Below are 26279 nucleotides of genomic sequence, written 5' to 3'. Positions count from 1 at the left end.
TAGTTTATGAAACTTCACCGGACTATAATCATTTTTTCAGCTGTCTGCTGCAATATCGCAGCCTTTGCCTGTACCAATTTTATCGCAGGCCGCAAAGCTACGACCGACGGGTCGGTCATGGTTACATATGCCGATGATTCCTACACCCGTTTCGGCTACCTTTTCCACTCTCCGCGCGGCAAGCACGCGCCCGGTACTATGCGGCAGGTGATAGACTGGGGTGACAACTCGCCTCGTGGCGAGATTCCTCAGGCATCCGAGACATACAATGTCGTCGGAAACATGAATGAACACCAGCTCGTGATAGGCGAGACTACATGGGGCGGTCATAAGGAACTTGCCGACACTACCGGCGTTTCTTTGCTTGACTATGGATCTTTGATTTATATTACTCTCGAACGTTGCAAGACAGCCCGCGAAGCAATCAGGACAATGGCCGATCTGGTGGAGAAATACGGTTATGCCAGCACCGGCGAGACTTTTTCCATCGCTGACAAGAATGAGGCATGGATTATGGAAATGATTGGTAAGGGGGCAGAGAAAGGTGCTGTCTGGATTGCTGTCCGTGTTCCTGACGATGCTATTTGCGCTCATGCCAACGAACCGCGCATACGCAAGGTCGATTATAAGGATAGCGACAATGTGATGTATGCCAAAGACCTTATTCCGTTTGCCCGCAGGCACGGTTATTTCACCGGCAAAGATAAGGATTTTTCGTTCGCCGACGCTTTTGAAAACCACGATGCAGCCAAACGTCGTTCTTGTGATGCACGCGTATGGAGCTTTTTCCGTCGTTTCGCCTCATCAGCTGAGGATAAGGCTTGGTTTGAATGGGTCAACGCCGACAGCGATGAGCCTATGCCTCTGTTTATCATTCCCGACCGCAAGCTGTCGCTTCAGGATATGCAGGAGCGCATGAGAGACCACTATGAAGATACACCCTACGAAATGACTTCCGATCCCGGTGCCGGGCCATATAAGGCTCCTCAGCGCAATCGCCCGATGCGCTATGAGGTCGACGGTAAGAAATATACTCATGAGCGCCCTGTCGCAACCCAGCAGACAGCATGGCACTTCGTCAGCCAGAGCCGTGCTGATATGCCTGATCCAATAGGCGGTGTCCTTTGGTTCGGTACGGACGATGCCAACACATCTGTCTATATGCCTTTTTATTGTTCAATGACAAAAGTGCCCGAAGAAGTGCGTCCGGGCAACGGAGACCTCTACACGTTCTCTCCGACAGCCAATTTCTGGGTGAACAACTGGGTGGCGAATCAGGCTTACGGTAAATACAATCTTATGATTGATGATATTCGTAAGGTTCAGGGTTCGCTCGAAAACAAGTTTACTGCCTCACGCCCGGAATTCGAGGCCGAATTGTTGAAATTGTATCGAGCCGGAGACACTCCGGCGCTTGAGGCTCGTGTCAATGCCGACGGTGCTTCGATTGCCAAGGAGGCTACGGACGCCTATAGGGATCTCGCGCTTTTTCTTCTTGTCAGATACCTTGACGGCGGACGCAAAAAGATAGACGAAAATGGCGATTTTGCACGTAATCCTCATGGCAAGCCGCTCTCTCCGGAATCCCCCGGATTTTCCGAGGACTTCTATCGTCTCATTGTCGAAAAGGCAGGCGACCGCCTTCTTCTTAAATAATTCTTGCTTCTGAACATTCAAGCTTCTTCCGATTTAGACCCGCTGTCGCGTTAATACGGAAAAAGTTAGAGAGGCTGTGCCATGTATAATGGCACAGCCTCTCTATATGATGGGATGTTTGGATTCGGGCTGTAGGATTGCCTACGATGGACTTATGGTTGGACAGAGGCATTGGGGAGAGACCAGTCGGCCACGAATTCAACAGTCGATTTTGGCGCGACAGTCTTTTTGATGGTTTCAACGATAGTTCCCACTACGTTTCCAAAAAAGTCGTCATGTGCTGTGTTAAATTTGTCTTTTAATTCCATTGTTGTTTGGTGTTACGTTAGATATGTTGAGTAAAGATATTCTATATGTTAAACATATAGGGGCGTAAAAGGTTTACGATAAAAGTGTTAAATTTTATAAAATATAAAAAATAACGCCACGGTAGAAAGAAAAGGTTCGGTTCAGTTATGTAGGATTGGGTTGCGCCTTAGAGATGGAATGAGGATCGGGGAGAAATGATGTTGCGTATAGGTAGGCGGTAATCGGATAGCCGGTGCCTGTGTCAGCGAGCCGGTGTCAGGTCAATAGAGAAATGGTCAGAGGAGCGATATGCAGGGAAGCGTTCGCGTCCTTCCTTGAGGTTTGTGAGGTCGAGCAGTGCATAGATGTGGCCGTTGCGACGGGTTTCCTTTATATCCTCGCCAAGGTTGTCGAAAATTGAAGACATGCCGGTGGTGTAATCGCCATATTTGTCAACTCCTGTGCGATTGCAACCTATGGTATATATCTGATTTTCGATTGCGCGTGCGCTCAGGAGGGTTTTGTAGGGCTTGACGCGTGAAATCGGCCAGTTGGATGGTACAATTAGCAGGTCGTAGAGGTTGTCGGGTTGATTGCGCGTCCACACGGGGAAGCGCAGGTCGTAGCAGACGACAATCTTTATGTTCCATCCGCGGAATCGGATGGTAGGGGGCAGTGCATGTCCGGGGGTGTAGACTGTGTTTTCAGATGAGAGTGGGAAAAGATGCCGCTTGTCTGAAAATGTAATGTCGCCCATCGGTTCTACAAAAAACGCGCGGTTGAAATATTGTCCTTTTCCGTCGGTTGCAAGGAAGCTTCCGGCGATTGCGAATCCGAAATATTGCGCCCAGCGTCTGAGGGTATCGACGGTGTGGCCGTCAACGGGTTCAGCTTTTTCTGTAACGGTTTTTTCATCAGGAATAAAAGCTGTGGTAAACAATTCAGGCAGCACTGCTATATCGGTGTCTAGTTCGACCTGATTGAGCTGATGGGCAACTGATATCAGGTTGTTCTCGACATCGGCATAAGCTATGTCAAATGGAATTGCACAGATTTTCATTTTAATGATGACCGGCAGTAGTTAAGAGTGAATTATTGGTTGTTGTGACTATGTATTATCGCATCAAACGGCAAAGTTTTCGGGCTTTATGCCTGTGAAATCTCGATAATAGTTTTTTATAGCAGCCATATCGGCTTCAAGGTCACCTGTCGGGTGATATGTCTTTTCCAGATGGATGGTCTTGTCGCTTGCCTGAATAGCTCCGAGAACAATCGGGACATCTGCACCATAGGCTATACGTAGGAATCCTGTGTGCCATTCGGAAACGCGCGATCTTGTACCTTCAGGGGTAATTGCCACCGACATTTTATCGCTGCTGCGGAATCTGTTGATCAGAGCCTCTGTAAGAGAGGAACCACGCCGTTTTCGCGGGACGGGAATGCCTCCGAGTGCCTTGAAGAGAAGGTTCATCGGAAAGAAAAACCATGTCTCTTTGATAAGGAATCCGGCCTGACGTCCGAGAGACCAATAAGCTAACTTCCCGAGCACGAAGTCCCAGTTGGATGTATGGGGAGCTACACAGATTATACTTTTGGGATAATCGGGGACAGTGCAGATGACTTTCCATCCAAACAATCGCAATATGGTTTTGCTCAGGGACATCGGCTTGGAATATACGGTAGGTTATATATTTATGTTATGCTTTTAAAGCTGCTACATTGGCATCTTTCTGCTCTTGAGGCAGGACAGCGTTCATATTCTTGATTATGGCATCGACATGGGTATTGAATTCGGCTTTGAGCTTCGAGAATGCAGCATGGAAATAAGCTGAACGCGCCTTGCGGTACTCATGTCCGTTAGAAAATGATTTAGCCGACTGAGGGAAAGATATGCTTATGCGGCGTAGAGCATTCTCCTGAAGATCCGCAAGCTCATAGATAATTTCGTTGAGTTTTTCACGGTCTATGCCGGGAATCGAAAGTTTTGCTACTACGCATTCGCCTGCGAGCGCTCCGCAGATTATGCGTATTTCTTTTTTGAGAAGACGTTTGTTTGAAGCCATTGTTGGTCAAGTTTTAAGGGTTGTATGAAGCAGGCGGCTGTCTCCGCATTGCGACTTGCGTAGCAAGCCGTAATGCAAATTTACAAAAAGAATTGATTTTATAAGGCAGAAAGCAGAACTTTTTTCAGTGCAAGAAGCGACGGGGTTATCCGTGGAGTGTCGTGGTGAATATCCGGATTGCCTGTCGTGGCAGCAATTATGCTTTGGGGCGCTGTGCCTGTTGCTCTTCTGACCGCCTCAGGGAATTTTGACGGATGGGCGGTCGCAAGGAAAATACCTTTTTCGCCGGGAGCAAGATTTTCGCGCAGTGCCTCATAGGCGGTTGCTCCATGAGGATCCATCAGATAGCCGTGGCGAGAATAGACATCTTTCATTGCTGAGATTATTTTCTCATCTGAAAGTGCATATCCCTTCATGTCTCGGCTGATTGAGTCTCTGTCTCCATTATAGAGGTCAAGTATGCGTGAAAAATTCGAGGGGTTGCCCACATCCATCGCACATGCTACGGTCCGCTGCGGCTTTTTAGGTTCAAAATCCTCTCCCGCAAGGTATCTGGTGAAAGAATCGTTGATATTGTTGGCGACTACGAACCTTTTGACCGGAAGCCCCATTCTCATAGCAAGCAAGCCTGCGGTAAGATTGCCAAGATTACCGCATGGGACAGAAATAACAGCTCCGTCGGCTGGTGCGACGTCCTCGTTTCTGAGCAGCTGGCTGTAACCATAATAATAATAGAACATCTGTGGTAGAAGACGGCATACGTTGATTGAGTTAGCCGAAGTGATGTGCATTTCCTCGCGCAGCAGCTTGTCGACGAAAGCCTCCTTTACCAAGCGTTGACAGTCATCGAAAGTACCCATGATTTCAATCGGATATACGTTGTCGCCGAGCGATGTGAACTGATGACGCTGGACTGCGGTGAGCCCTCGTTCTGGATACAGGACGAATACATTGACTCCCGGGACTTTATGGAAACCGGCGGCTACCGCTCCTCCCGAATCGCCTGATGTCGCGACAAGAACGTTGACAGCCTTGCTCCCCGGATGGGAGAAGTGGCTGATGATGCGTGCGAGAAAGCGTGCGCCGACATCCTTGAATGCGAGTGTCGGCCCGTGGAAAAGTTCGAGCGCGTAGATGTCGGAATCAATCCTGTGGAGCGGAATTTCGAATGAAAAAGTGTCAAAGACAATCTGTTTCAGCTCAGATGCGTCGATTATATCGCCGAGGACTGTAGTTGCCACTATGTATGCGATGTCACTGACTGACATTTCGCCTATATTGTTGAAAAAAGCACGCGGTATGACCGGGATTCTCTCAGGCATGTAAAGCCCTCCGTCGGGTGCGAGCCCGGTCATCACCGCTTCTTCGAGCGAAGCATGTGGGCTCTGTCCGTTTGTGCTATAGAATTGCATGGGATTATTGTGTGAAATAGGGTCAAGCAAAAATAGGAATTTCCGCAAGAAAGTGCAAAAGCCTATTGTTAAATTTACCGAAAATACTTAAAAAATAATCCTTGCGAGCGAGTCGCAATTCTTGCGGACATAGTCAGTGAATCCACGTTCGTAGTCCGCAGCTGACTGCCGTCCGAGATTGGACTCGATGTTGCTTATTCTGGCGCGTATGTCCAGCAGACCTTCCTGCACGCTGTCTTCATCGTCCGCTGATTTGAGCAGATTTGCAGCATGCTCTTCTCCGAGGGCGTAGGCTTTGCGGTCATGGACTTTTGTCGATACTTTTCGAGTGGACTTCCTATTGTCAGCCCCGGCGCACGACGATAGCAGGATGGCTATCGAAAATGACATGGCGAGGAGAGGGGAGATGCCTATGGTAATGGATTTTAATAATTTCATAGGATGGTCATCGCGATTTTGGCGCACCCTTCGGCATCGGCGAGTGCGTCGTGGTGATTGTTGAACGGAATGCCAAGAAATTCGCAGACATATGGCAGTGAATATGACGACAGGAGTGTCTTCGGGAATTTACGGCGTGCCGTCTGATAGGTGCAAAGGAAAGGGTAGCCGGGATAATCCATACCATAAGCCCGGTGAGCGGCACGTATACAACGCTCGTCGAATGCTTTATTGTGTGCTACGAGAGGCAGTTTCCCGATAAGACGGTCGACATCGCGCCATACTTCGCTGAACACTCTCGCATTTTCTGTGTCCTTGCGCCCGATTCCGTGGATATTTAGTGTGAAATGCCGGAAATAGTATTCCGGTTCCGGTTTTACAAGTTCGTAAAACCTGTCGACGATACATCCGTCAATGACTTTGACTGCTCCGATGGCACAGATTGAAGTTGGCTCTGAGTTTGCAGTCTCAACGTCGATGGCTACGAAATTTTCCATGTGGGATATATTCGATTGTAGATTCTTGTTTATGGAGCGTTGGCATTTTGCCCTTTGGTCTGTTATCCGGCGGTTTCTGCCAGACATGCAGCGACTGTGTCGCGCACATCTTCCATGAGCCAGCGGGGTGTGGATGTCGCACCGCAGATGCCTATGCTTTCCGCCCCGTCAAGCCATTCGCTGCAGAAGTCCGATGGGTTCGACACAAGGTGTGAGCGGGTGTTGACACTGCGACATTCGTTGTAGAGCACCTTTCCGTTACTGCTTTTTGCGCCTGCCACGAAAAGGATCACGTCGTGGCGGCGTGCGAAGTCGCGCAGATGGTCTACACGGTTGGCGACCTGACGGCAGATGGTGTCGAAAGACTCGAATTTAACACCCGGCATTATCCTGCGGTTGATTTCGCCGACCATCTCGGCAAATCCCTGCAGCGACATTGTGGTCTGTGAATAGAATGCAATATCGCGTGAGAAGTCTATACGGGATAGCTGGCTGATATTTTCGACGACGATCGCTTCTCCGTTTGTCTGTCCCACAAGCCCGTTGACTTCGGCATGACCGGCTTTGCCATAGATGACAATCTGTGGGCGGGGTATGGAATTATCATATACATCCTTGATGCGCTGCTGGAGCCTGAGGACAACAGGACATGTCGCATCGATGATTTCAATGCCACGTTCGCGGGCAAGCGAATAGGTAGACGGCGGTTCGCCATGGGCGCGTAGAAGCACACGTGATGATGACAGTTCCCGCAGGTCGTCGTGGGTTATTGTCGAGAGCCCTTTGCGTTCGAGACGCTCGACCTCGTCGCTGTTATGCACGATGTCACCGAGGCAGTAGAGGGGCTGGTCACTGCGTTCGAGCTCTTCTTCCGCTTTGCGGATGGCCGTGACCACTCCATGACAAAAGCCGGAGCGGGCGTCGATTTCTATTATGGGTGTTTTGCTTTCCACTATTTTGTAGTGATTGAGTTGTAGAGATTGAGTAGCCAGTCGTTTTGTTCGTCGATTGACATGGCGGAGTTGTCGAGTGCGACGGCGTCTTCAGCACAACGTAGCGGGCTTTCTTCGCGTGTCATGTCGATGTGGTCGCGCTCCATTACGTTGGCGAGGACATCTTCATAGGTGACTGATGTCCCTTTTGCTGTAAGCTCCTTGAAGCGGCGCTCTGCGCGACGTTCAGGAGTCGCGTTGCAGAACACTTTCATCTCTGCGTCAGGGAAAACGACCGTGCCAATGTCGCGTCCGTCCATTACTATGCCTTTAGTGTGACCCATTTCACGTTGCATCCTGACAAGCGAATGTCTTACCGCAGGAATCGCGGCCACAGGCGATACGTGGTTTGATACTTCGAGCGTACGGATTTCATTTTCGACAATTTCGCCGTTGAGCATTGTCTGCTGCCCGTTGTCATCTACGCGGAAGTCGATGTTTATTGAGGGAAGCGAGTCGACGAGCGATTCGGCATCAACCGATCCGTCGGGGCGGATGATGCCGTGGCGCATGGCGTAGAGTGTCACGGCGCGATACATAGCGCCAGAATCAATATATCGGTAGCCGATTGTTTTTGCAAGTTTGCGGGCCATTGTGCTTTTTCCGGAAGAGGAATATCCGTCGATGGCTATTATGATTTTATCAGAATTCATATAGTTTAGTTGAAAGGTTGAGCATGATTGTTGTTGCGCCATTGTGGGGCTGCGACAGTGCGATCCCGACACCGAAATTTCTGATGTTGAGTCCCGCGCAAGCTGAGAAGCCTGAAAGGAAGCTGCGTTTGTAGGTCGACATGTCGGTACGGGTCTTGTAATTGTAGCCTATTCCGATATGAAATTTTTCACTTGGGACAAAATCGGCTGCGAAGACGAGATGGCGCATTAGATTTGACCCGAATTTGTCTTTAATCACAGGTGTCGAGCTTGTTGAGCCGTCTCCATTATCGTAGAACGGAAGATGCCATTTGGTGAGATTCCATGCAGTTACAGACCAGATTACAGGTAGAGACCCGAATGATTTTGAAATACCGAGGCGGATATCAACAGGCAGGCGGTCGTAACGTCTGTCAAAGCGTTTTACCTGACCGCCGAGATTGGCTATGACGGCGGAGAATGAGACATTTCGTTCCGGGTCGTAATAATTGACTCCAAGGTCGGTGGCTATGGCCATCGCCGTATATGAATCGTAGCTTGAATAAATATATTTAAGAGTAGCTCCGCCACGCCAATAATCGCTTATATCATGTGAGTATGTGGCACTCAGCACCATATCCTTTGGCGAAAAGTCGCCTGTGAGAATGCCGTTGACATCTGCACCCTTGATTGTCCCATAGCCGAAATATTGCACTCCGGCCATCCACGCGCCGTGTTCACCTGCGCGTCGACCGAACTTTACCCCGGCAAAATTGCTCTCTCCGATATAGCGCATGTAGTTGACACCAAGCTGCATCTCGACTTCAGGACCAAGTAGGCTGGGGTTCTGGTCGATGCTGTTGATGTCGTCCTCGATAGAGGTGATGTTTATTCCTCCCAGACCGTAGGTGAGAGTGGACGATGGCAGATTTAGGAAATTGTAGGCAGTCGACGATTCCTGACTCCATGCGTCGATGGGACTGAAAGCGCCAAACGCAACGGAGAGCAATGACAGACGGACAGTAGAGTGTAGAAGTCGGGATATGGTCATGGCTATAGTTATTCTTATATACAACGGATATTGGCTTATATTATTATAATATGTGTTGCCATAATTGTCGTGCCGAGACGGTCGGGCTAAAATGTCAATAAAGCTAAAACAATTGTAATCAATCTCAAAATAGTTGCAATTCAAACGCCTGTGCGCTAATTTTGCTTCACTACATTAGCTTATTCTATGCTTAGAAATATGACACGATTCATTCTCCTCCCTCTCATTGCAGCTTATGCCTCTGCTGCCGACGCACAAGCTCGACAGCGTGATGCCGGAATGTCGGAAGCCCCTAAAACTCAGGTGTCCATTGATGTTTATGAATATGAAAGCGTCGATGTCCATCCGAGTTTTCCCGGGGGTGACGGGGCAATGTATCGGTTCATCAACAGAGAGCGCCGTTATCCGTCGCAGGCTTATCGTGACGGCATAGAGGGACGTGTCCTTTGTAGCTTTGTTGTGAATGAGGATGGAACTATCTCACATATTTCAGTTATCAAAGGTGTCGAGGCATCACTCGATCGCGAGGCAGTCCGGATTCTCACAAAGATGCCTACATGGGATGCCGGTATGATTGACGAGACTCCTGTTCCTGTTTATTGTATTCTTCCGATTGCTTTTAGGCGCTGATGTTCCCGGTTTTAAACTCAGATTTATTAATTCCCTGGCTTTTCTCCGTTTTAATTGCCCTCTAAGACGCGGCTTCAGTGTGATGCTTGGCAGCTTTACTGATGGTCACAAGGTAGACACCTGAGAAAATAAGGGCTACTGCGACAACTTTGACAGGAGTAAAACGGTCAAGACCGAGGTAGACACCGATGAGCGATGCGATTATCGGCTGGACATAATTGTACATTCCGACCAATGTCGGCCGCAGATTCTTTTGTCCTATCATTGTAAGTATGTATGCGAGGAATGTAGCGATGACAACCACGTATGCAATTCCTGCGATTTCAGTATGTGACACCGCGCTCCAGTCTGTTGAGTTCCATTCTTTAATTGAAATCGGGAGGATCACTATGCTCGCGAAAGTGAACATCCATTTCATCAACGTGAATACCGAATATTTCTTGATGAAATTTTTGTAGAAAGTCAGGTAAAGCGCATAGCTAAGCTGGGCGGTAAGGACCAGCAGGTCGCCGAGCATAGGATTGTCGCCTTTCATTGCAGACTGTGCTCCGCCGAACACGAGCAATAGCGCTCCTGATGCTCCGAGTGCTATACCTCCGGCTTTTTTCCATGTGATAGGCTCTTTAAGTATCACGGCCGCCAGCAGCATTACCCATATTGGCATGGTTGTGGTGATGATTGACGCTTCGCCGGGCGAAGTGAAGCCTATGCCTGTTATATAGCTCCCCTGATTGAAGACGATTCCGAGCATTCCGGCACCGGCCATTCGCAAAAGATCGCGTAGCGGGACATGCTCGTATTTGGTGAATATTGATGCTGTCCAGAAAAGAAGCGCCGCGCCTATGATGCGGAAGTTAGTCAGCAATAACGGAGATATTACTCCGGCGGTCATCACTATTTTGGCGATCGGAGCCATCATGCCCCACGTGGTGTTTGCACCAAGCATGGCAAGATGCCCTTTAAGTTTGAAATCCTTATTCATTGATATATGGTATGGTTAATCCCGAAAATTTGAGCTAATTTTGCAAGGTTGAAAACGGTTGAATTTCGTCAGTTTCGAGAAATTCGGCGCAAAAGTATAACAAAAGCTACAGATAGCAAAATTCTTGCTGACAAAAGATGATATCATCAGAATTTACATATAAAGGACAGTCTGCTGAACGCAACGGCAATCACTCATGGCTGAAGGTAATTGCCGACCTTGGTTCGTATAAAGTGATGTTTACATCGCGAGGGGATGTCTGTGATGCTTCGGCATACAGCGGTTTCAACATTTGCCATTATACCGGCGACAGTGTTTCGCATATCACTGATTGTAGGCGTAGGCTGGCCGAGGCTATCGGGGTGGATGTCGAAAGGATTATTGTGCCTCGTCAGACACATTCCGTAAAGGTAGCGACCGTAAGCTCTTTGCCGGTGGATGATGTGTCGCTTGAAGGAGTCGACGGCATAGTCTCTATATTAAATAAGGTGGTAATCGGAGTTTCGACTGCCGATTGTGTTCCGGTGATTCTTGTGGATGAAACTGCGGGTGTGGTTGCGGCCTTGCATGCCGGCTGGCGTGGTGCTGTAGGAGGTATCATCAGGGAAGGCATTGGCCGCATGAAAGAATTGGGGGCTGTGCCGGAAATGATTATGGCATACATAGGCCCCTCGATATGTGTTGATTGTTTTGAGGTTGGAGAAGAGGTTGCCGAGAAATTCCCGGAGGAATGTGTCGTTAGGTATGATGATGGTCGTCGACCCCATGTCGATTTGCCACGCTATGTTGTGCTCATGCTTGAGCAGGAAGGAGTGCAGTCCTGTAATATAAAGTCATTTACAAAGGATATTTGCACAAGATGCCATCCTGATCAATATTTTTCGGCGCGGGCTTTAGGAGTGGAGTCGGGGCGCAATTACACTTTTGTGGTCAAGACGGCTTTATTGTAAAATGAAAAACAAGAAACGCTTATTTATAATAATTATAAATAATATTATTGTGTGACAGTGGGGGCGTCAGGCGTACATATCTCGGATTTTCAGGCAGATTAGGGGTTCTGTCTTTGGCGCTATCTATAAGAGATGAGTGATTGAATTATTTGGTAAATTTCAATGAGATAAGGATATACAATTGTGTTGTTAAAGTGGAACTTTAAGTATTTTAGGTGCTTTATTCTAATCTGTTGAAATTCAATAATGTGCAAATTGTTTATAACTTCCAAATAAAAAAGTGCTTGATTTTGAAAAATGTTTTTAAGAAATTTGCATTGAAAATTGAATGTAGACATCCCTACATCAGGCGGAAATTCAAGAACCCTTTTCGTGCAAATAGGTACGCGGTCCGTCTAACTCTTGCTTATTGAAGATTAGCTACCCAACCGATGCAAAACGAATACTCCCAGAAATGGGACAAATGTCTTGAGATTATTCGAGACATAGTCCCTGCCGAACAATTTAAATCATGGTTCAGCCCGCTGACATTCCGTCGGGTTGAGAATGATGTGCTGACTATTTATTGTCCAACAGAATATTTTGCCGAGCAACTTGAAGAAAGATATATCAATGTGCTTGGCAAGACACTAAAACGTGTGTTCGGCTCAAACATTCGTCTTATATATGAGTTCCCGGTAGTTGCCAATGATCCTACCACGCAGATAGAGGTCGGAAGCGCCCATCCGAGCAATGCCGTCAAACCGATGCCCGGTGCGACGTCCAATCCGTTCAAGGAGCAGATTGTCGAGGACATTGACTCACAGCTTAACCCGGATTATACGTTTGAAAATTACTGTATAAGCCATAGCAATAAAGTTGCTCAGTCTATCGGTGAAGCTATCGCAAACGATCCGAAGCTCAAGACGTTCAATCCGCTTTTTGTTTTCGGTCCGTGTGGAGTGGGTAAAACTCATCTCATTCAGGCGATAGGAATCCGCATAAAGGAGCGTAATCCGCGTGCGCGTGTGCTTTATCTTACTGCACGTCTGTTTGAAAGCCAGTATACGGCAGCTGTCATGCGTGGTAAATTGAATGAGTTTATCAATTTCTATCAGAGTATCGACACACTGATAATCGACGATATTCAGGATTTCATCGGAAAGGAGTCTACGCAGAAGACTTTCTATCATATTTTCAATCACCTGCGCCAGAACAACCGTCAGCTTATCATGTCGAGCGACTGCAGCCCCTCCCAGATGGAAGGAATGCAGGACCGACTGCTCTCTCGATTCAAATGGGGTATGACCGCTCAGCTCGAACGCCCTGACATCGAATTGCGTCGTGATGTGCTTTTCCAGAAGTCTTTACGCGACGGGGTCAAGCTCCCTAAGGATGTGATGGATTTTATTGCGTCTAACGTCACCCAAAGCATTCGTGAAATCGAAGGTGTTGTGGTTTCTTTGATGGCGCATGCCACTTGTCTTGGTGAAGATATCACTGTTGACCTCGCGCGCCGTGTCCTGTCAAATTCGGTGAAGCTCAACAAACGGACTGCCAATTTTGAGAGTATTGCCCGTACGGTGAGCGATTTCTATAATATAGAAGTCGATCAGATTTTCACTAAGTCGCGTAAACGGGAAGTTTCCGATGCACGTCAGATGGTGATGTATCTTGCCAAGAAGCACACCAAGATGCCGCTTAAAGCTATTGGGACACGTCTCGGGCGTACTCATGCGACGGTTCTTTACGCCTGTCGGCTGATTGATGAGCGTTTGCCTCTTGAAAAGAAACTCGGCGAGGACATAGCCCGGCTTGAAACCGAATTGCTTTCCGTGTAAGATATGAAACAACAAGAGCGTATCCGACTGTCGGATACGCTCTTGTTGTTCGGTATGAAAATTGGATGTTGTGAAGCTTGAAATCTAATCCGATAATTCGTTGTAGCTTGGGATTGCCTGTAGGAATCTGTAACGTCGGGTTTCTGTGTCGAGTGCGCAGCAATAGTGGCGCAGCCCGTTGCTGACAACGAGATATTTCACCCTCAATGCGATGCTGTAGCGCGCAATTTGATTGAATACATCCTGCGTTAGAGGTATTGACGGGGCTTTATATTCGACAATCATTATCGGTTGTCCGTTCCTGTCGTAAACGACAGTGTCGCAACGTTTGGTTGTATTGTTTAGCTTGATTGCGATTTCATTGGCCATTAGGGATGCCGGATATGATAGCCGGGTCTGCATATAAGTGGTGAAATGCTGCCTGACCCATTCTTCCGGGGTCAGTAATAGCCATTTTTTACGTAGGGGGTCATAAATTTCATTGCCCCGGGCTGTGTGGCGCAATCTCACGTCGCCGGGAGGAAGATTGAGCGCGCATATTGCATTGTCGTCGTTTGGATTAGGTTGCATATAGCTGTGATTTTAGGGCAAAGTTAGCAAAATCCGCTAACTTTTTTGTAAATTTACGCTCTGAAACCATAATCATACTCATCATTAAATGGCCTCATCGAATCCTACTTTCTCAGAATTAAAACGCCAGCTTGCAGCGCGCGTCAAACTTGCGCCTGTATATCTTCTTCACGGAGAGGAAGGCTATTATATTGATGAACTTGTAAAGGATTTTGAGGCTCTTGTCCCGGAGGAGGAGCGAGATTTCAACCTTTATATCCTATATGCCCCTGAATCCGGAGTAGAGACGGTGATGGATGTGTGCCATCGCTATCCCATGATGGCGCAACGGCAGGTGGTGATTGTCAAAGAGGCTCAGGCTATACGCGCCGATCAGCTGAACAAGCTTCATAGCTATGTCGAGCGTCCGAATGAAACGACAGTTCTTGTGATTTCATGCCGTGGCTCACAGGCTAAGGGCAAGGAGCTGCTTGCCGCTGTGAAGAAAAACGGCGTTATTTTCGAGTCAAAGCGCCTGAGCGAGCGTAATGTTGTGCCTGTGATAAACGATCTTATAAAGGAGAAGGGGTTGAATGTGGATCCGAAGTCATTGGCTATGCTGAGGGATTACATCGGGGCAGATCTTTCCCGTCTGTATAATGAAATCGGTAAGCTCGCTCTTATTCTCGGTCCGGGGGCAATGGTCACGCCTGAAGCGATTGAACGCAACATCGGAGTGTCGAAAGACTATAATAATTTTGAACTGGTCGATGCGATTGTGAACCGCAATCCTGCCAAGGCTTTTGCGATTGTGGAGTACTTCAGAAACAATCCGAAAAACAATCCTACGGTCATGACGGTGTCTTCGCTGTTCAATCAGTTCTCAAATCTGCTGATATACCACTACACGCGTGATAAATCTCAGAGCGGTTATATGGATGCGCTTGGTATGCGTAACGCATGGGGATTGCGGGTCTACGAAGTTGCCGCGCGTAATTACAATGTCAGGCAGACAATTGAGATTATATCTGCAATCCGTGAATTTGATACCCGAAGCAAGGGCATTGGTTCGCGTCAGAATGAATATGATTTGTTGAAAGATCTGGTCTATCGTATTCTTACTGCGCGTGGGTTTATCGGTTGAACTATGAGCCGTTCATGTTGTCCGATACAGAGGCTGGAGGAGGCTGAATCAAGATGGCATGATGTAAAAGCCGGCCTTGAAAGTCCACGCGTTTTGCATGGAAATTTACTTTAACGAAAATTTGGATATTAGGCGCTTGCTTTGTAATTTTGTCAATTGATGAACGATGAAAAGCGAAAAAGCGATGCCGAAGAACGGTTGCGACAATATCTGTCGCAACATCGTCTGCGTTGCACTCCTGAGCGTTTGATGATACTTGGAAAGGTTGTTGCGCTTAAGGGTAGTTTTTCTCCCGCGCAATTGCTTGACGCTCTTGTCGGCGATGGTTTCAGGCTAAGCCACGGCACAGTCTATAATAATCTTAAGCTGTTTGATGCCGCAGGTGTTGTCAGGCGGCGCAGATCGGAGGACGGTGTCGAGATTTATGAATGCGCTTCGCGTGAAGACGAACATCTGACACTGGTATGTTCTCGCTGCGGGCGCTCTCGTGAGATACGTGATGCTGAGCTTTTCAGACTTTTGAAGTTGCGTCGCTATCCGTCGTTTGTCATGGCCGGTTTCGACCTTTATATACATGGACTCTGTTCGCGGTGTCGCGGTGGAGGACGGATCAGGAAGTGACCGGAAAAGCAATGCAAGGTAACATTTGGAAATCAAATAAAATAATAAACTATATATATCACGTAAAATGAAAGTTGATGTGCTTCTGGGTCTCCAGTGGGGAGACGAAGGAAAAGGTAAGGTTGTGGATGTGCTCACTCCGCGCTATGATGCGGTAGCTCGTTTTCAGGGTGGCCCTAACGCCGGTCATACGCTGGAGTTCGAGGATAAGAAATATGTCCTCCGCTCAATTCCGTCAGGCATTTTTCAGCATGGTCAGATAAATATCATCGGCAATGGCGTCGTGCTTGATCCGGTGCTGTTCAAGCAGGAGGCCGAAGAGTTGGAAAAGAGTGGGGTGGATCTCCGTTCGATTCTTAAAATTTCCAAGAAAGTCCATCTGATTACTCCGACTCACCGTCTGCTTGACGCCGCCAATGAAAAGGCGAAAGGCGGAAAGAAGATCGGTACTACAGGTAAAGGCATCGGCCCTACTTATACAGATAAGATTTCGCGTAACGGTCTGCGCCTCGGCGATGTGTTCCATAACTTCAAGGAAAAATACTCGGTGCTCCGTCAGCGTCATCTCGGTCAGCTTGAGGCTTTGGGGGCTACTCCCGAGAATCTTGACGAGCTTGAAGAAAAGTGGATGGATGCGATTGAATATATCAAGGGTTTTGGAATCGTTGATTCTGAATTTCTCATCAACAGCCTTCTTGCCGAGGGGAAAAGTGTGCTCTGTGAAGGTGCGCAGGGGACTCTGCTCGACATCGATTTCGGCTCATATCCTTTCGTGACTTCGTCAAACACTATTAGTGCAGGCGCATGTTCCGGCCTTGGCGTCGCTCCTAATAAAATCGGTGAAGTGTTTGGTATCTTCAAGGCTTATTGTACGCGAGTTGGCAGTGGGCCGTTCCCGACAGAGCTTTTCGATGAGACTGGCAAGCGCATCCGCGATCTTGGTCATGAATATGGTGCGGTTACGGGGCGTGAACGCCGTTGCGGCTGGATTGACCTCGTTGCACTCCGCTATGCTATAATGCTCAACGGTGTGACTCAGCTTATCATGATGAAGAGCGATGTCCTCGATGATTTCGATGAGATCAAGGCTTGTGTCGCATATAAAATCAACGGTGTGGAAACAAATCAGTTCCCATTCTCTATTGAAGAAGATATTGAGCCTGTCTATGTCACCCTTCCCGGTTGGAAAACAGATATGACAAAGATGCAGAGTGAGGAAGAGTTCCCTCAGAACTTCAAAAATTATATTGATTTCCTCGAAAAAGAACTGGCTACCCCGATTACGATTGTTTCAATCGGCCCTGACCGTAAGCAAACTATCGTACGCGGGAGAAAGTCGTAAATACTAAATCTAAATAATAATTGATGTCATGACCGTCACGAGCTGCCTTGTGGCAGTTTCGTGATGCGTATGACTCAAGTATTAATACCTTTAATCAAGTTAACCTCTGAAACCATGGCAAAAGTAAAACCGTTCAAGGGCATCCGCCCTCCACGCGAAATGGTCACCGAAGTGGCGTCGCGTCCCTATGATGTGCTTAATTCCGAGGAGGCCCGTAAAGAAGCCGAAGGCAATCCTCGTTCGCTCTACCATATAATAAAGCCTGAGATAGATTTTGCGCCGGGCACTGACGAGCACGCTCCGGAAGTTTATGACAAAGCGGTTGAAAATTTTAACGCTTTCTGTGGAAACGGCTGGCTTGTGCAGGACAATAGCGAGCATTATTATATCTATGCCCAGACCATGAATGGCCGTACACAATATGGCATAGTTGTGGCTGCCAATGTGGCTGACTATATGGAAGGGCGCATAAAAAAGCATGAGCTTACCCGACGTGATAAAGAAGAGGATCGCATGAAGCATGTCCGTATCAATAATGCAAATATCGAACCGGTTTTCTTTGCATTCCCTGATAACGATGCGCTTCAGCAGGTGATTGATGCCGTTACGGCCGGAGAACCCGAATATGATTTTACGGCTCCCGACGGTTTCGGTCATCATTTCTGGGTGATTGACGATGAAAAGATGATTGCGACGATAACTGAGGAGTTTGCAAAGATTCCATATCTTTATATCGCTGATGGTCACCATCGCTCGGCTGCTGCCGCTCTTGTCGGGCATGAGAAGGCATTGGCGAATCCTGCTCATACCGGAGATGAGGAATACAATTATTTCCTTGCCGTGGCTTTCCCGGCGTCGCATCTGAACATTATTGATTATAACCGTGTCGTCAAGGATCTTAACGGGCTTTCTCCTGATGAGTTCGTTGGTCGTCTGAGCGAGCACTTTGTTGTAGAGGAGAAGGGTGCTGATGAATATCGTCCGGCTACTCTGCATAATTTCTCCATTTATCTCGGTGGAAAATGGTATTCGCTGACTGCTAAGGAAGGCACTTATAATGACGATGATCCTATTGGTGTGCTTGATGTAACGATTTCAAGTGATTTTATACTGCGTGATATTCTCGGCATAACAGATCTCCGCAGCGATAAGCGTATTGATTTTGTCGGTGGCATCCGTGGGCTTGGCGAACTTAAGCGCCGTGTCGATTCGGGCGAGATGGCTATGGCCCTTGCGCTTTATCCAGTGTCGATGAAGCAGCTCATGGATATTGCTGATTCCGGAAATATCATGCCTCCGAAAACAACTTGGTTTGAACCTAAGCTCCGTTCTGGTCTTGTGATCCATCGACTGGATTGATTCCTTGCTTTGAAAGTCATTGCAAAATAAAAAACTCACGATACCGTCGCGGTGTCGTGAGTTTTACTTTCTATCTATGTCTGATGTCTGAAAATTATGTATTCTTTAAAGTATTAACTCTTTGATTATGCCTTTGCATCGGTCGGAATTATACGTTTTGCTCCGATGTAGCGCTTTGAATAATAGCCACCGTCGGGAAATTTTTGGTAGACAACGCCTTGGGATGTTGATGCGTGGATAAATACGCAAGAGCCGTCAGGGTTTACGTCTACTACCATGGCGACATGGCCTACGCGCGAACGGCCGCCTCCTCTGCCTGAGAAAAACATAAGATCGCCCGGACGAAGGTCGCCTTTTTCTACTTTCTCACCTTCGTGATATTGGGTGCTTGAAGAGCGGCTGAGATTGATGCCGAAGTTTTTGAACACAAAACCGATGAAGCCTGAGCAGTCAAATGCTTTTGGGCCTGCGCTGCCACGGCGATAGCGTGTGCCGAGGTATTTTGATGCAAAATCTTTAAGCTGGTTGATGAGTTCGCCATTGTCTGCTCCGGTTGATTGCTCTACTGATTCTTCAACAGCGAAAGGAGAGAAGGCTCTGACTGTTTCAAAGCTGTTTTCCATTATTGTGGAACTCGCTTCGACGGCAGCTGTATGGGCGGTAGGGAGTTTGTATGGGGTAGGATTGTCAGCCTTGGCGGTAAGCGCCATGCCACAACCCATTAAAAGGGATAGTATAGATAGTGTGATTGATTTTTTCATCCGAAATGTTGATGATTTTTAATTTAAGATTATGTAAAACCTATGATTGGTTTTATTTTTACGTTGCAAAATTACTCAAGAAATATCTCATTTCAAAATCGCAAAATGTTGAGCATGGGTGTTTTGTGCTGATTAAAAGATTTTGAAAGGGAATGTAACATAATTTTGCATGAAATCCTTAATTGTTAATAAAAGCATGGTGTTTTGGCTGTTTGAATACAATATTTAATACTTCTTAACTATATTATTGCCGATGTTTTCATGCTTTTGTTTTATAATGTCATTAATTAGCGATGATTGTCTGTTTAAATGTTAAAACAATATATGCGAGCTGTCGTGTAAAATTGCTATTATACAATAAATTGCACATTGTTAGTTGATGTGTGCAATTTACAATAATTTGCATATTTTAACTCTATCTGCCGGAATGTTGAATAATGATTATTTTGAGTCGCTCGAGCTCTTGATTTTTTGCGAAATATTTGCGACCTTTGCGTGTGTTAAGACCTTGATAATGGGTTTTGATCGCTTTTTGAATGCAAAATGCCTCTCTGCCTTGCAAAATGTTGAAATTTTAAAGTAAATTATAATAACTATCAAATGAGAAAAAGTGCTTTGCAGCAAGCCCGTGCGGCTTACAAGCCCCAACTTCCAATCGTACTTATCGGTGGAGTAAAAATTGTAGAAGGTCAGCCGACCCAGTCGGCCGGTGATCAGGAAGATATTCAGAAACTGTTTCCGAACACATACGGTCTTCCGGAAATCCGTTTTGAAAAAGCTCCCGCAGCTGAATCGGCTGAGCCGATTAATGTCGGTGTAATTCTTTCAGGCGGTCAGGCCCCGGCGGACATAATGTCATAAGCGGTCTTTTCGATGGTATCAAGAGTATCAACCGCAAGAGCCGTCTCTATGGTTTCCTTATGGGCCCCGGTGGTCTTGTAGATCATAAATATAAGGAGCTTACTGCCGATATTATTGACGAGTATCGTAACACTGGCGGTTTTGACATCATCGGCTCTGGCAGAACGAAGCTTGAAACAAAGGAGCAGTTCGACAAGGGTCTTGAAATTCTTCGCGAGCTTGACATCAAGGCGCTTGTGATAATCGGAGGTGACGACTCAAATACAAACGCGGCCATCCTTGCAGAATACTACAAGGCTATTGGCGCTGGCGTACAGGTTATTGGTGTGCCTAAGACTATCGACGGGGACCTTAAGAACGATGTGATTGAAACTTCTTTCGGTTTTGATACCGCGACAAAGGTTTATTCTGAAGTTGTCGGAAATATCCAGCGCGATTGCAATTCTGCTAAGAAATATTGGCATTTCATTAAGCTCATGGGACGTTCGGCCTCTCACATCGCTCTCGAATGTGCCCTTCAGTGTCAGCCTAATGTATGTATCGTCTCCGAGGAGGTTGAGGCAAAGAATATGACTCTTGCTCAGGTTGTCGATGGCATCGCCGAGTCTGTTGTCGCCCGTGCCAATGATGGCAATAACTATGGTGTTGTACTCGTCCCTGAAGGTCTCATCGAGTTTATCCCTGCTGTCAAAGCGCTCATCGCAGAACTTAACGACCTTCTTGCTGTCAAGGCTGATGAATTTGCTGCCATTGACCCTGAAAAACAGCGTGAATGGGTCGTGGCCCAGCTGGGTGAAGAGAATGCCAAGACATATGCTTCCCTCCCTGCCGGTGTTGCCCGTCAGCTTACACTTGACCGTGATCCCCACGGAAACGTGCAGGTTTCGCTCATTGAAACAGAAAAGCTTCTTTCTGAAATGGTCGGCAAACGTCTTGAACAGCTTGCTGCCGAAGGTAAGTATAAAGGCAAGTATGCGACAATGCACCATTTCTTCGGATATGAAGGCCGTTGTGCGGATCCGTCTAACTTTGATGCGAACTATTGCTATGCGCTTGGCTATACGGCTGCATGCCTTATCGCAGCCGGCAAGACCGGTTATATGTCGAGCCTTCGCAATCTGACTTTCGCTCCCGTGAACTGGGTCGCCGGTGGTATACCTATCACTATGATGATGAACATGGAGCGTCGTCACGGAGAGATGAAGCCTGTGATCCGTAAGGCTCTTGTCGAGCTTGACGGTGCGCCATTCCTTAAGTTTGCAAAGGAACGTGACCAGTGGAAGCGCGAGACATGCTATGTCTATCCCGGTCCTATTCAGTATTTCGGTCCGGTTGAAGTGTGCGATCAGCCCTCACTTACCTTGGTTTATGAGCAGAAGCGCCGTAAATATTAATGTGGGTTGTCTCTGGTAGTGCAACTTTGATAACCGCTCGTTCTTGAATCGGGCGAAGTTAAATAAAATGTCTGGTGCGAAATCGCCAGACATTTTATTTTATATGGTAACGGGCGCCGACCGAAAAAATCCGCTGACCTCAATTTAGATTGCGGATACGGGAAATAAAAGAAGAGTGAGGCATCAAATTGATGCTCCACTCTTTATGGGAAACGCGCCGGAGGAAGATGATGAAACTCCGAATGACAGGATTTGAGTGCTTGCCGTCCTTTGTAATCCTCCGGGCAATTATGCCTTCCTCCGAAGAGGAATGAGGCCCGCCATTGGGCGACGAAGCTTGTCTCGGTATTTCAAAAATAATTGATGAGTTTCCCAATCGTGCTCCGGCGCGGGATTTTTTATCTCTTCAATTTTACAACACAAAATTAATGTATTTCGTTTAAATTTCCAAATAGGAAATTTAAAATTTATGAAAATAAAAACGACTCTTTCGTGGTGAGAGAGCCGTTTGTTTTGTAGCCCATAGCAGAATCGAACTGCTATTTCAAGTGTGAGAAACTTGCGTCCTAACCGTTAGACGAATGGGCCGGTTAGTGGTGTCGTATCGAGGATTGACTATGTTGCGGTGTCTCTCTCATTTCGACAGTGCAAAGGTAGGCAGTTTGGTTGAATTGTGCAAGCATCAGGCGGTTGTTTAACATATTTTTACCAATCTTGCATTCCATGAAACTTTCAATTGGTGGTATAGGTCTGTAAAACTAAATGAGAATAACAATTGTTAAGAGTATAACACCGACACGATTTTAAATCAGTTCATGATAATTCAAGGAAAATGATTACCTTTGTGTCTAATTTATCACATAATTTAGATTCAGATAATTTTAATAGTTTCAACGTCTATCGAAGCAAAATTCATGACAGAAAAAACAATTGACATACTGCCTCTCGTAATCGAGGGGATCCGTGAGCGTAAAGGTCGCAAGATTACTACAGTGGATATGAGCGAAATTGACACTGCTGCAGCACGCAGATTTATAATATGTGAGGGTACATCTACCCAGCATGTAGCAGCGGTTGCCGATAGTGTCAGAGAATATCTGCTTGAAAAAGAACATATAAAACCATATAATTACGACGGCTATGGAAATTCACAATGGATAGTCATAGACTATGGCGATACACTCGTGCATGTCTTTCTCCCTGAAACCCGAAGTCTCTATGATCTTGAGGATTTGTGGAGTGACGCACGGATTACAGACTATCCTGACGAAGACTGATTGTCCGTCCTGTTATTTTATCCTAACAATTGCAAGTATTGACACATTATGAGTTCACAGACTCCTCCCAACAACAACCCTAAGCCTAAAAAGCCTATGGGGATAAAATTCAGCATGTACTGGGCCTACGCTATAATAATAGTGTTTCTCCTTGGCATGCTTTATATCGATGACAATTCGATAACCAAAGATGTAAGCTTTACAAAGTTTGAAGAATATGTTACCAACGGTGGCGTGGGTGACATGACTGTCTATACCAATACCAACCGTGCGGAAGCTGTTCTGTCGGATTCGCTTGCGAGTGCCATTTTCCCGGAAAGCCAATATCAGAGCGGTAAAGGTAAGATTGCCCGTATTGTGACCGATATACCGTCTGCAGACCGTCTTCAGGACAAGATTGATATGTGGGCTGAAAAGGGTATATATAACGGACATGTCAAATATGAGAAAGCGTCGGACTATTCGACCCTTTTCTGGACATTTGGTCCGATAGTCCTTCTGGTTGCCTTCTGGTTCATTATGATGCGTCGCATGTCAGGTGGTGCGAGCGGTGGAGGCCCTGGTGGCGTATTTAACGTAGGCAAGTCTAAGCCAAAAGTCTTTGATAAGGGAGAAGGCACTGATGTCACATTCAAGGATGTTGCCGGACTGACAGAGGCTAAGACCGAAATACGTGAGATTGTGGAATTCCTTCGTAATCCGCAGCGCTACACTGATCTTGGTGCGAAGATTCCCAAAGGCGCTCTGCTCGTAGGCCCTCCCGGAACAGGAAAGACTCTTCTTGCCAAGGCTGTGGCAGGCGAGGCTAATGTGCCGTTCTTTTCAATGTCGGGATCTGACTTTGTTGAGATGTTTGTTGGTGTCGGCGCTTCGCGTGTCCGCGACCTTTTCCGTCAGGCAAAGGAAAAAGCTCCGTGTATTGTGTTTATCGACGAAATTGACGCTGTAGGCCGTGCGCGAGGCAAGAATCCCAATATGGGTGCTAACGACGAACGTGAGAATACGCTTAACCAGCTTCTCACCGAGATGGACGGATTTGGCACAAACAGCGGTGTGATTATTCTTGCAGCGACCAACCGTGCCGATATTCTTGACAAGGCTCTTCTGCGAGCCGGACGTTTTGACCGTCAGATTAATGTTGATCTTCCGGAGCTTAAGGATCGTATAGAAGTGTTCAAGGTACATCTTCGCAAGATCAAGACTGATGAATCGGTCGATGTCGACCTTATGGCACGTCAGACTGCCGGCTTTTGTGGCGCGGACATTGCAAACGTCTGCAACGAAGCTGCGCTTATTGCAGCCCGTAATAATAAGAAAGCCGTTGACCGTGACAGCTTTATGGCTGCTATTGACCGAATAATCGGAGGTCTTGAACATAGTTCCAAGATTATTTCTGCTGATGAGAAGCAGGCTATAGCTATCCATGAGGCCGGCCATGCCACTGTGTCGTGGTTCCTTGAATACTCTAATGAGATGGTCAAAGTTTCAATCGTGCCTCGCGGTATGGCTCTCGGAGCGGCATGGTATATGCCTGAGGAGCGACAGATTACTCCGCTTCAGGCTCTTCTCGACCAGATGTGTATGACCCTCGGAGGCCGTGCTGCCGAAGAGCTTACTTTGGGACAGGTCTCGACCGGTGCTCTCAATGACCTTGAGAAAGTTACCAAGATGGCGTATGCTATAGTTGTCTACTATGGCATGAGTGAAAAGATTCCCAATGTATGTTATTATGATTCCACCGGTCAGTCTTATGGATTCTCTAAGCCATACGGCGGCGAACGCGCAAAGCAGATTGATGATGAAGTGTCGCGTATCATAAACGAACAGTATGAACGTGCAAAGCAGATTCTTCGCGATCATAAGGAAGGCCACGCCAAGCTCGCAGAGACTCTTCTGACCAAGGAAGTCATGTATGCCGAGGACCTTGTCAACATCTTCGGAAAGCGTCAATGGAAGTCACGCACTGAAGAGATCATGAAGCTTCAGGCTGAGCGCGATGCCAAGCGTGCTCTTGAAGAGGCTGAGAAAGAAAAGGAGAAGAAGAATAACGGAAAATCAGATGAGGCTTCCGTTACAGATGCGGAGGTCGTCGATGTCACAGCGACAGTGGTTGAGGTTTCGCCTAAATCCGAAAATTCCGACGATGAAGGTAAAGGAGATGGCGACGATGACAAACAGATTCCTACACCTCCTCCATTTAAAAAGGACTGATAAGACATATCATACTCATTAGCTACGTCAATCAACATGGCCACTGCTCCAATGTCTATCAAAGGATGCGGTGGCCATTTGTATATTGTATTGTTTCCCGGGTCGTTTATTAAAAAATAGCCGTTATGTTAAAAAATAATCCTTGAAAAATTTGGTTTATAAAATAAACCGCTTTAACTTTGCGACATGAAATTTACAAAGAGTGACATCGCGCGGGTTTACTCTTTTATTTTTCAAGATGTGGTTTACAAAATAAACCGATTTGTAAAAACTCTCTAAAACAAAAAGAAAATGGAAGACAAAAAACTTACGCCACAGGAAAGCATGGCTCTTATCACGAAAATGATAGAGGACTCTAAACAACGAATCGCCACCCCCGACACACGGGTGTCTGTGATGTGGGCAACTCTGTCGATAGTGACAGCAGTCATAGTCGGCATTCTTTGTCTGATTACACATGACCCGAGATACAATTATATATGGCTTGCAATCCCTATAATTGGTTATCCTTTGAATTTTTCAATGGGACGGAAGAAGGCTAAGAGACATGAGAAGACTTATGTCGAATATGTCAATGATGGAATTTGGCGCATAGTCGGCTATATCACTATAGCCCTTACGGCAATCTGTCTGATTTATGATGCGATTGGTTATCCACAGATTTGGATTGCAATGTTTTATTTCGCATTTATTGTTGTCGGTTTCGCAGCTGCCATGACAGGTGTCATATTGAAAGAGAAATCATACGTATTCGGAGGCATATTTTCTATTGTTGCTGGTCTGATAACAGCTGTGAGTCCTCTTTGCGGAACGCCACTGTTCGTTTCATGGACTATCCCGCTTTACATATTCTGTTTCTTTATGATGTTTATTGTGCCGGCTGTTATTATAAGACATAAATTGAAGAAGATAACGAAATGAAAGAGTTGAATCCATTGCTCCATTCTCAATTGCGGCTGGCTGTTATGTCAGTGCTTATGAACTTGGATGAGGCTGATTTCGTCTATCTCAAAGAAAAGACAGAATCAACCGCAGGTAACCTAAGTGTGCAGCTCGACAAACTTTCATCGGCCGGATATATCGCCATTGAGAAAGGTTTTGCCGGGAAGAAGACACGCACTGTGTGTCGGGTTACAAGTCTTGGTCGTGAGGCATTTGAGGAATATGTCGAAACTCTGAAAGAGTATCTGAATCTATAGTGGGTTTATTGACTCGCATAAGCTGCGGAAGCAGTCCTGCAGATGTCTGCATGATCAAAAAACGAGGGAGAAGCATTACGGCAGCAGCTTCTCCCTCTTCTTCAAAATCAACGTCAAAACTATTGTTATATAGCGCCGTAGGTTTTGCTG

Annotated in this window: 25 protein-coding genes, 1 tRNA gene and 1 pseudogene; 13 read left to right on the top strand and 14 right to left on the bottom strand. The window is 46.7% G+C overall.

The annotated features are described in order from the left end of the window. Positions 1-6: 6 nt before the first annotated feature. A complete protein-coding gene (locus tag E7747_RS14205) occupies positions 7-1656 on the top strand; it encodes a dipeptidase (protein ID WP_123614528.1) in 1650 nt (549 codons plus the stop codon). A 152-nt stretch (positions 1657-1808) separates the two neighbouring features. On the opposite strand, the gene E7747_RS16680 is transcribed toward E7747_RS14205, so the two are convergent. The 10 genes from E7747_RS16680 to porQ form a co-directional block, all read right to left on the bottom strand. Further along, the gene (locus E7747_RS16680; protein ID WP_168185361.1) at positions 1809-1964 is read right to left on the bottom strand and encodes a hypothetical protein; all 156 of its coding nucleotides are present in this window, start codon (positions 1962-1964) and stop codon (positions 1809-1811) included. Positions 1965-2206: 242 nt separating this feature from the next. Further along, positions 2207-3004: a nitrilase-related carbon-nitrogen hydrolase gene (locus tag E7747_RS14200; protein ID WP_136416653.1), complete on the bottom strand. Its 798-nt coding sequence runs from the start codon at positions 3002-3004 to the stop codon at positions 2207-2209. A gap of 63 nt (positions 3005-3067) precedes the next feature. Further along, the gene (locus tag E7747_RS14195) at positions 3068-3607 is read right to left on the bottom strand and encodes a 1-acyl-sn-glycerol-3-phosphate acyltransferase (RefSeq protein WP_123614526.1); all 540 of its coding nucleotides are present in this window, start codon (positions 3605-3607) and stop codon (positions 3068-3070) included. Between the two features lie 34 nt (positions 3608-3641). After that, entirely contained in the window at positions 3642-4007 is a 366-nt protein-coding gene (locus tag E7747_RS14190; protein ID WP_123614525.1) for a hypothetical protein, read from the bottom strand. Between the two features lie 98 nt (positions 4008-4105). Continuing rightward, a complete protein-coding gene (thrC, locus tag E7747_RS14185) occupies positions 4106-5419 on the bottom strand; it encodes a threonine synthase (protein WP_136416651.1) in 1314 nt (437 codons plus the stop codon). 87 nt (positions 5420-5506) lie between these two features. Beyond that, positions 5507-5857: a hypothetical protein gene (locus E7747_RS14180; protein WP_136416649.1), complete on the bottom strand. Its 351-nt coding sequence runs from the start codon at positions 5855-5857 to the stop codon at positions 5507-5509. Continuing rightward, complete coding sequence (locus tag E7747_RS14175; protein WP_123614522.1) at positions 5854-6354, bottom strand: 3'-5' exonuclease; 501 nt, start codon at positions 6352-6354, stop codon at positions 5854-5856. The genes E7747_RS14180 and E7747_RS14175 overlap by 4 nt, the downstream gene beginning before the upstream one ends. A 62-nt stretch (positions 6355-6416) precedes the next feature. Continuing rightward, positions 6417-7307, bottom strand: a complete 891-nt coding sequence (locus E7747_RS14170) for a 4-hydroxy-3-methylbut-2-enyl diphosphate reductase (RefSeq protein WP_123614521.1) — start codon at positions 7305-7307, stop codon at positions 6417-6419. Continuing rightward, complete coding sequence (cmk, locus tag E7747_RS14165; RefSeq protein WP_228449182.1) at positions 7307-7999, bottom strand: (d)CMP kinase; 693 nt, start codon at positions 7997-7999, stop codon at positions 7307-7309. Before cmk ends, E7747_RS14170 begins: the two co-directional genes overlap by 1 nt. Continuing rightward, positions 7989-9029: a type IX secretion system protein PorQ gene (gene porQ / locus E7747_RS14160; RefSeq protein WP_136416645.1), complete on the bottom strand. Its 1041-nt coding sequence runs from the start codon at positions 9027-9029 to the stop codon at positions 7989-7991. The genes cmk and porQ overlap by 11 nt, the downstream gene beginning before the upstream one ends. Before the next feature lie 198 nt (positions 9030-9227). Here porQ and E7747_RS14155 point away from each other — a divergent pair, with 198 nt between their 5' ends. Continuing rightward, positions 9228-9659: an energy transducer TonB gene (locus tag E7747_RS14155; RefSeq protein ID WP_168185360.1), complete on the top strand. Its 432-nt coding sequence runs from the start codon at positions 9228-9230 to the stop codon at positions 9657-9659. A gap of 61 nt (positions 9660-9720) precedes the next feature. On the opposite strand, the gene E7747_RS14150 is transcribed toward E7747_RS14155, so the two are convergent. Then, positions 9721-10641, bottom strand: coding sequence for a DMT family transporter (locus E7747_RS14150; protein ID WP_123614517.1), 921 nt, complete (start codon positions 10639-10641; stop codon positions 9721-9723). Between the two features lie 137 nt (positions 10642-10778). Here E7747_RS14150 and E7747_RS14145 point away from each other — a divergent pair, with 137 nt between their 5' ends. Both E7747_RS14145 and dnaA read left to right on the top strand, forming a co-directional pair. Beyond that, the gene (locus tag E7747_RS14145; RefSeq protein ID WP_136416643.1) at positions 10779-11591 is read left to right on the top strand and encodes a polyphenol oxidase family protein; all 813 of its coding nucleotides are present in this window, start codon (positions 10779-10781) and stop codon (positions 11589-11591) included. 431 nt (positions 11592-12022) lie between these two features. Next, positions 12023-13411, top strand: a complete 1389-nt coding sequence (gene dnaA / locus E7747_RS14140; RefSeq protein WP_136416642.1) for a chromosomal replication initiator protein DnaA — start codon at positions 12023-12025, stop codon at positions 13409-13411. Between the two features lie 84 nt (positions 13412-13495). On the opposite strand, the gene E7747_RS14135 is transcribed toward dnaA, so the two are convergent. Then, on the bottom strand, positions 13496-13951 hold the full coding sequence (locus tag E7747_RS14135) for a type I restriction enzyme HsdR N-terminal domain-containing protein (RefSeq protein ID WP_370275950.1): 456 nt from the start codon (positions 13949-13951) through the stop codon (positions 13496-13498). Positions 13952-14069: 118 nt separating this feature from the next. Here E7747_RS14135 and holA point away from each other — a divergent pair, with 118 nt between their 5' ends. From holA to E7747_RS14115, 4 genes are all read left to right on the top strand, one after another. Continuing rightward, the gene (holA, locus tag E7747_RS14130) at positions 14070-15104 is read left to right on the top strand and encodes a DNA polymerase III subunit delta (RefSeq protein ID WP_136416640.1); all 1035 of its coding nucleotides are present in this window, start codon (positions 14070-14072) and stop codon (positions 15102-15104) included. A gap of 159 nt (positions 15105-15263) precedes the next feature. Next, positions 15264-15725 (top strand): Fur family transcriptional regulator, encoded by a 462-nt coding sequence (locus E7747_RS14125; protein ID WP_123614511.1) that lies wholly within the window; start codon positions 15264-15266, stop codon positions 15723-15725. 67 nt (positions 15726-15792) lie between these two features. After that, positions 15793-17067, top strand: a complete 1275-nt coding sequence (locus E7747_RS14120; RefSeq protein ID WP_136416638.1) for an adenylosuccinate synthase — start codon at positions 15793-15795, stop codon at positions 17065-17067. 114 nt (positions 17068-17181) lie between these two features. Next, complete coding sequence (locus E7747_RS14115) at positions 17182-18426, top strand: DUF1015 domain-containing protein (RefSeq protein ID WP_123614509.1); 1245 nt, start codon at positions 17182-17184, stop codon at positions 18424-18426. A 125-nt stretch (positions 18427-18551) separates the two neighbouring features. Here the strand turns inward: E7747_RS14115 and E7747_RS14110 are convergent, their stop codons facing one another. Next, positions 18552-19187, bottom strand: coding sequence for a C40 family peptidase (locus tag E7747_RS14110; RefSeq protein ID WP_136416636.1), 636 nt, complete (start codon positions 19185-19187; stop codon positions 18552-18554). A 600-nt stretch (positions 19188-19787) separates the two neighbouring features. On the opposite strand from E7747_RS14110, the pseudogene E7747_RS14105 reads away from it, so the two are divergent. Next, a pseudogene (locus tag E7747_RS14105) lies at positions 19788-21442 on the top strand (diphosphate--fructose-6-phosphate 1-phosphotransferase). A 516-nt stretch (positions 21443-21958) separates the two neighbouring features. On the opposite strand, the gene E7747_RS14100 reads toward E7747_RS14105, so the two are convergent. Beyond that, positions 21959-22030: transfer RNA gene (locus E7747_RS14100), tRNA-Glu, on the bottom strand. A 326-nt stretch (positions 22031-22356) separates the two neighbouring features. Here E7747_RS14100 and rsfS point away from each other — a divergent pair. The 4 genes from rsfS to E7747_RS14080 all read left to right on the top strand — a co-directional run bounded on the left by rsfS (position 22357) and on the right by E7747_RS14080 (position 26129). Further along, entirely contained in the window at positions 22357-22719 is a 363-nt protein-coding gene (gene rsfS / locus E7747_RS14095) for a ribosome silencing factor (RefSeq protein ID WP_123614506.1), read from the top strand. Positions 22720-22767: 48 nt separating this feature from the next. Then, positions 22768-24930 (top strand): ATP-dependent zinc metalloprotease FtsH, encoded by a 2163-nt coding sequence (ftsH, locus tag E7747_RS14090; protein ID WP_123614505.1) that lies wholly within the window; start codon positions 22768-22770, stop codon positions 24928-24930. A gap of 291 nt (positions 24931-25221) precedes the next feature. After that, positions 25222-25851, top strand: coding sequence for a hypothetical protein (locus E7747_RS14085; protein WP_136416634.1), 630 nt, complete (start codon positions 25222-25224; stop codon positions 25849-25851). Continuing rightward, positions 25848-26129 (top strand): winged helix-turn-helix domain-containing protein, encoded by a 282-nt coding sequence (locus tag E7747_RS14080; RefSeq protein WP_123614503.1) that lies wholly within the window; start codon positions 25848-25850, stop codon positions 26127-26129. The genes E7747_RS14085 and E7747_RS14080 overlap by 4 nt, the downstream gene beginning before the upstream one ends. Positions 26130-26279 lie beyond the last annotated feature (150 nt).

The organism is Duncaniella dubosii (genome assembly GCF_004803915.1).
GTDB classification, from domain to species: domain Bacteria; phylum Bacteroidota; class Bacteroidia; order Bacteroidales; family Muribaculaceae; genus Duncaniella; species Duncaniella dubosii.
Note: the sequence above shows the minus strand (reverse complement) of the source record. Positions and strands in the feature narration are given on the sequence as shown.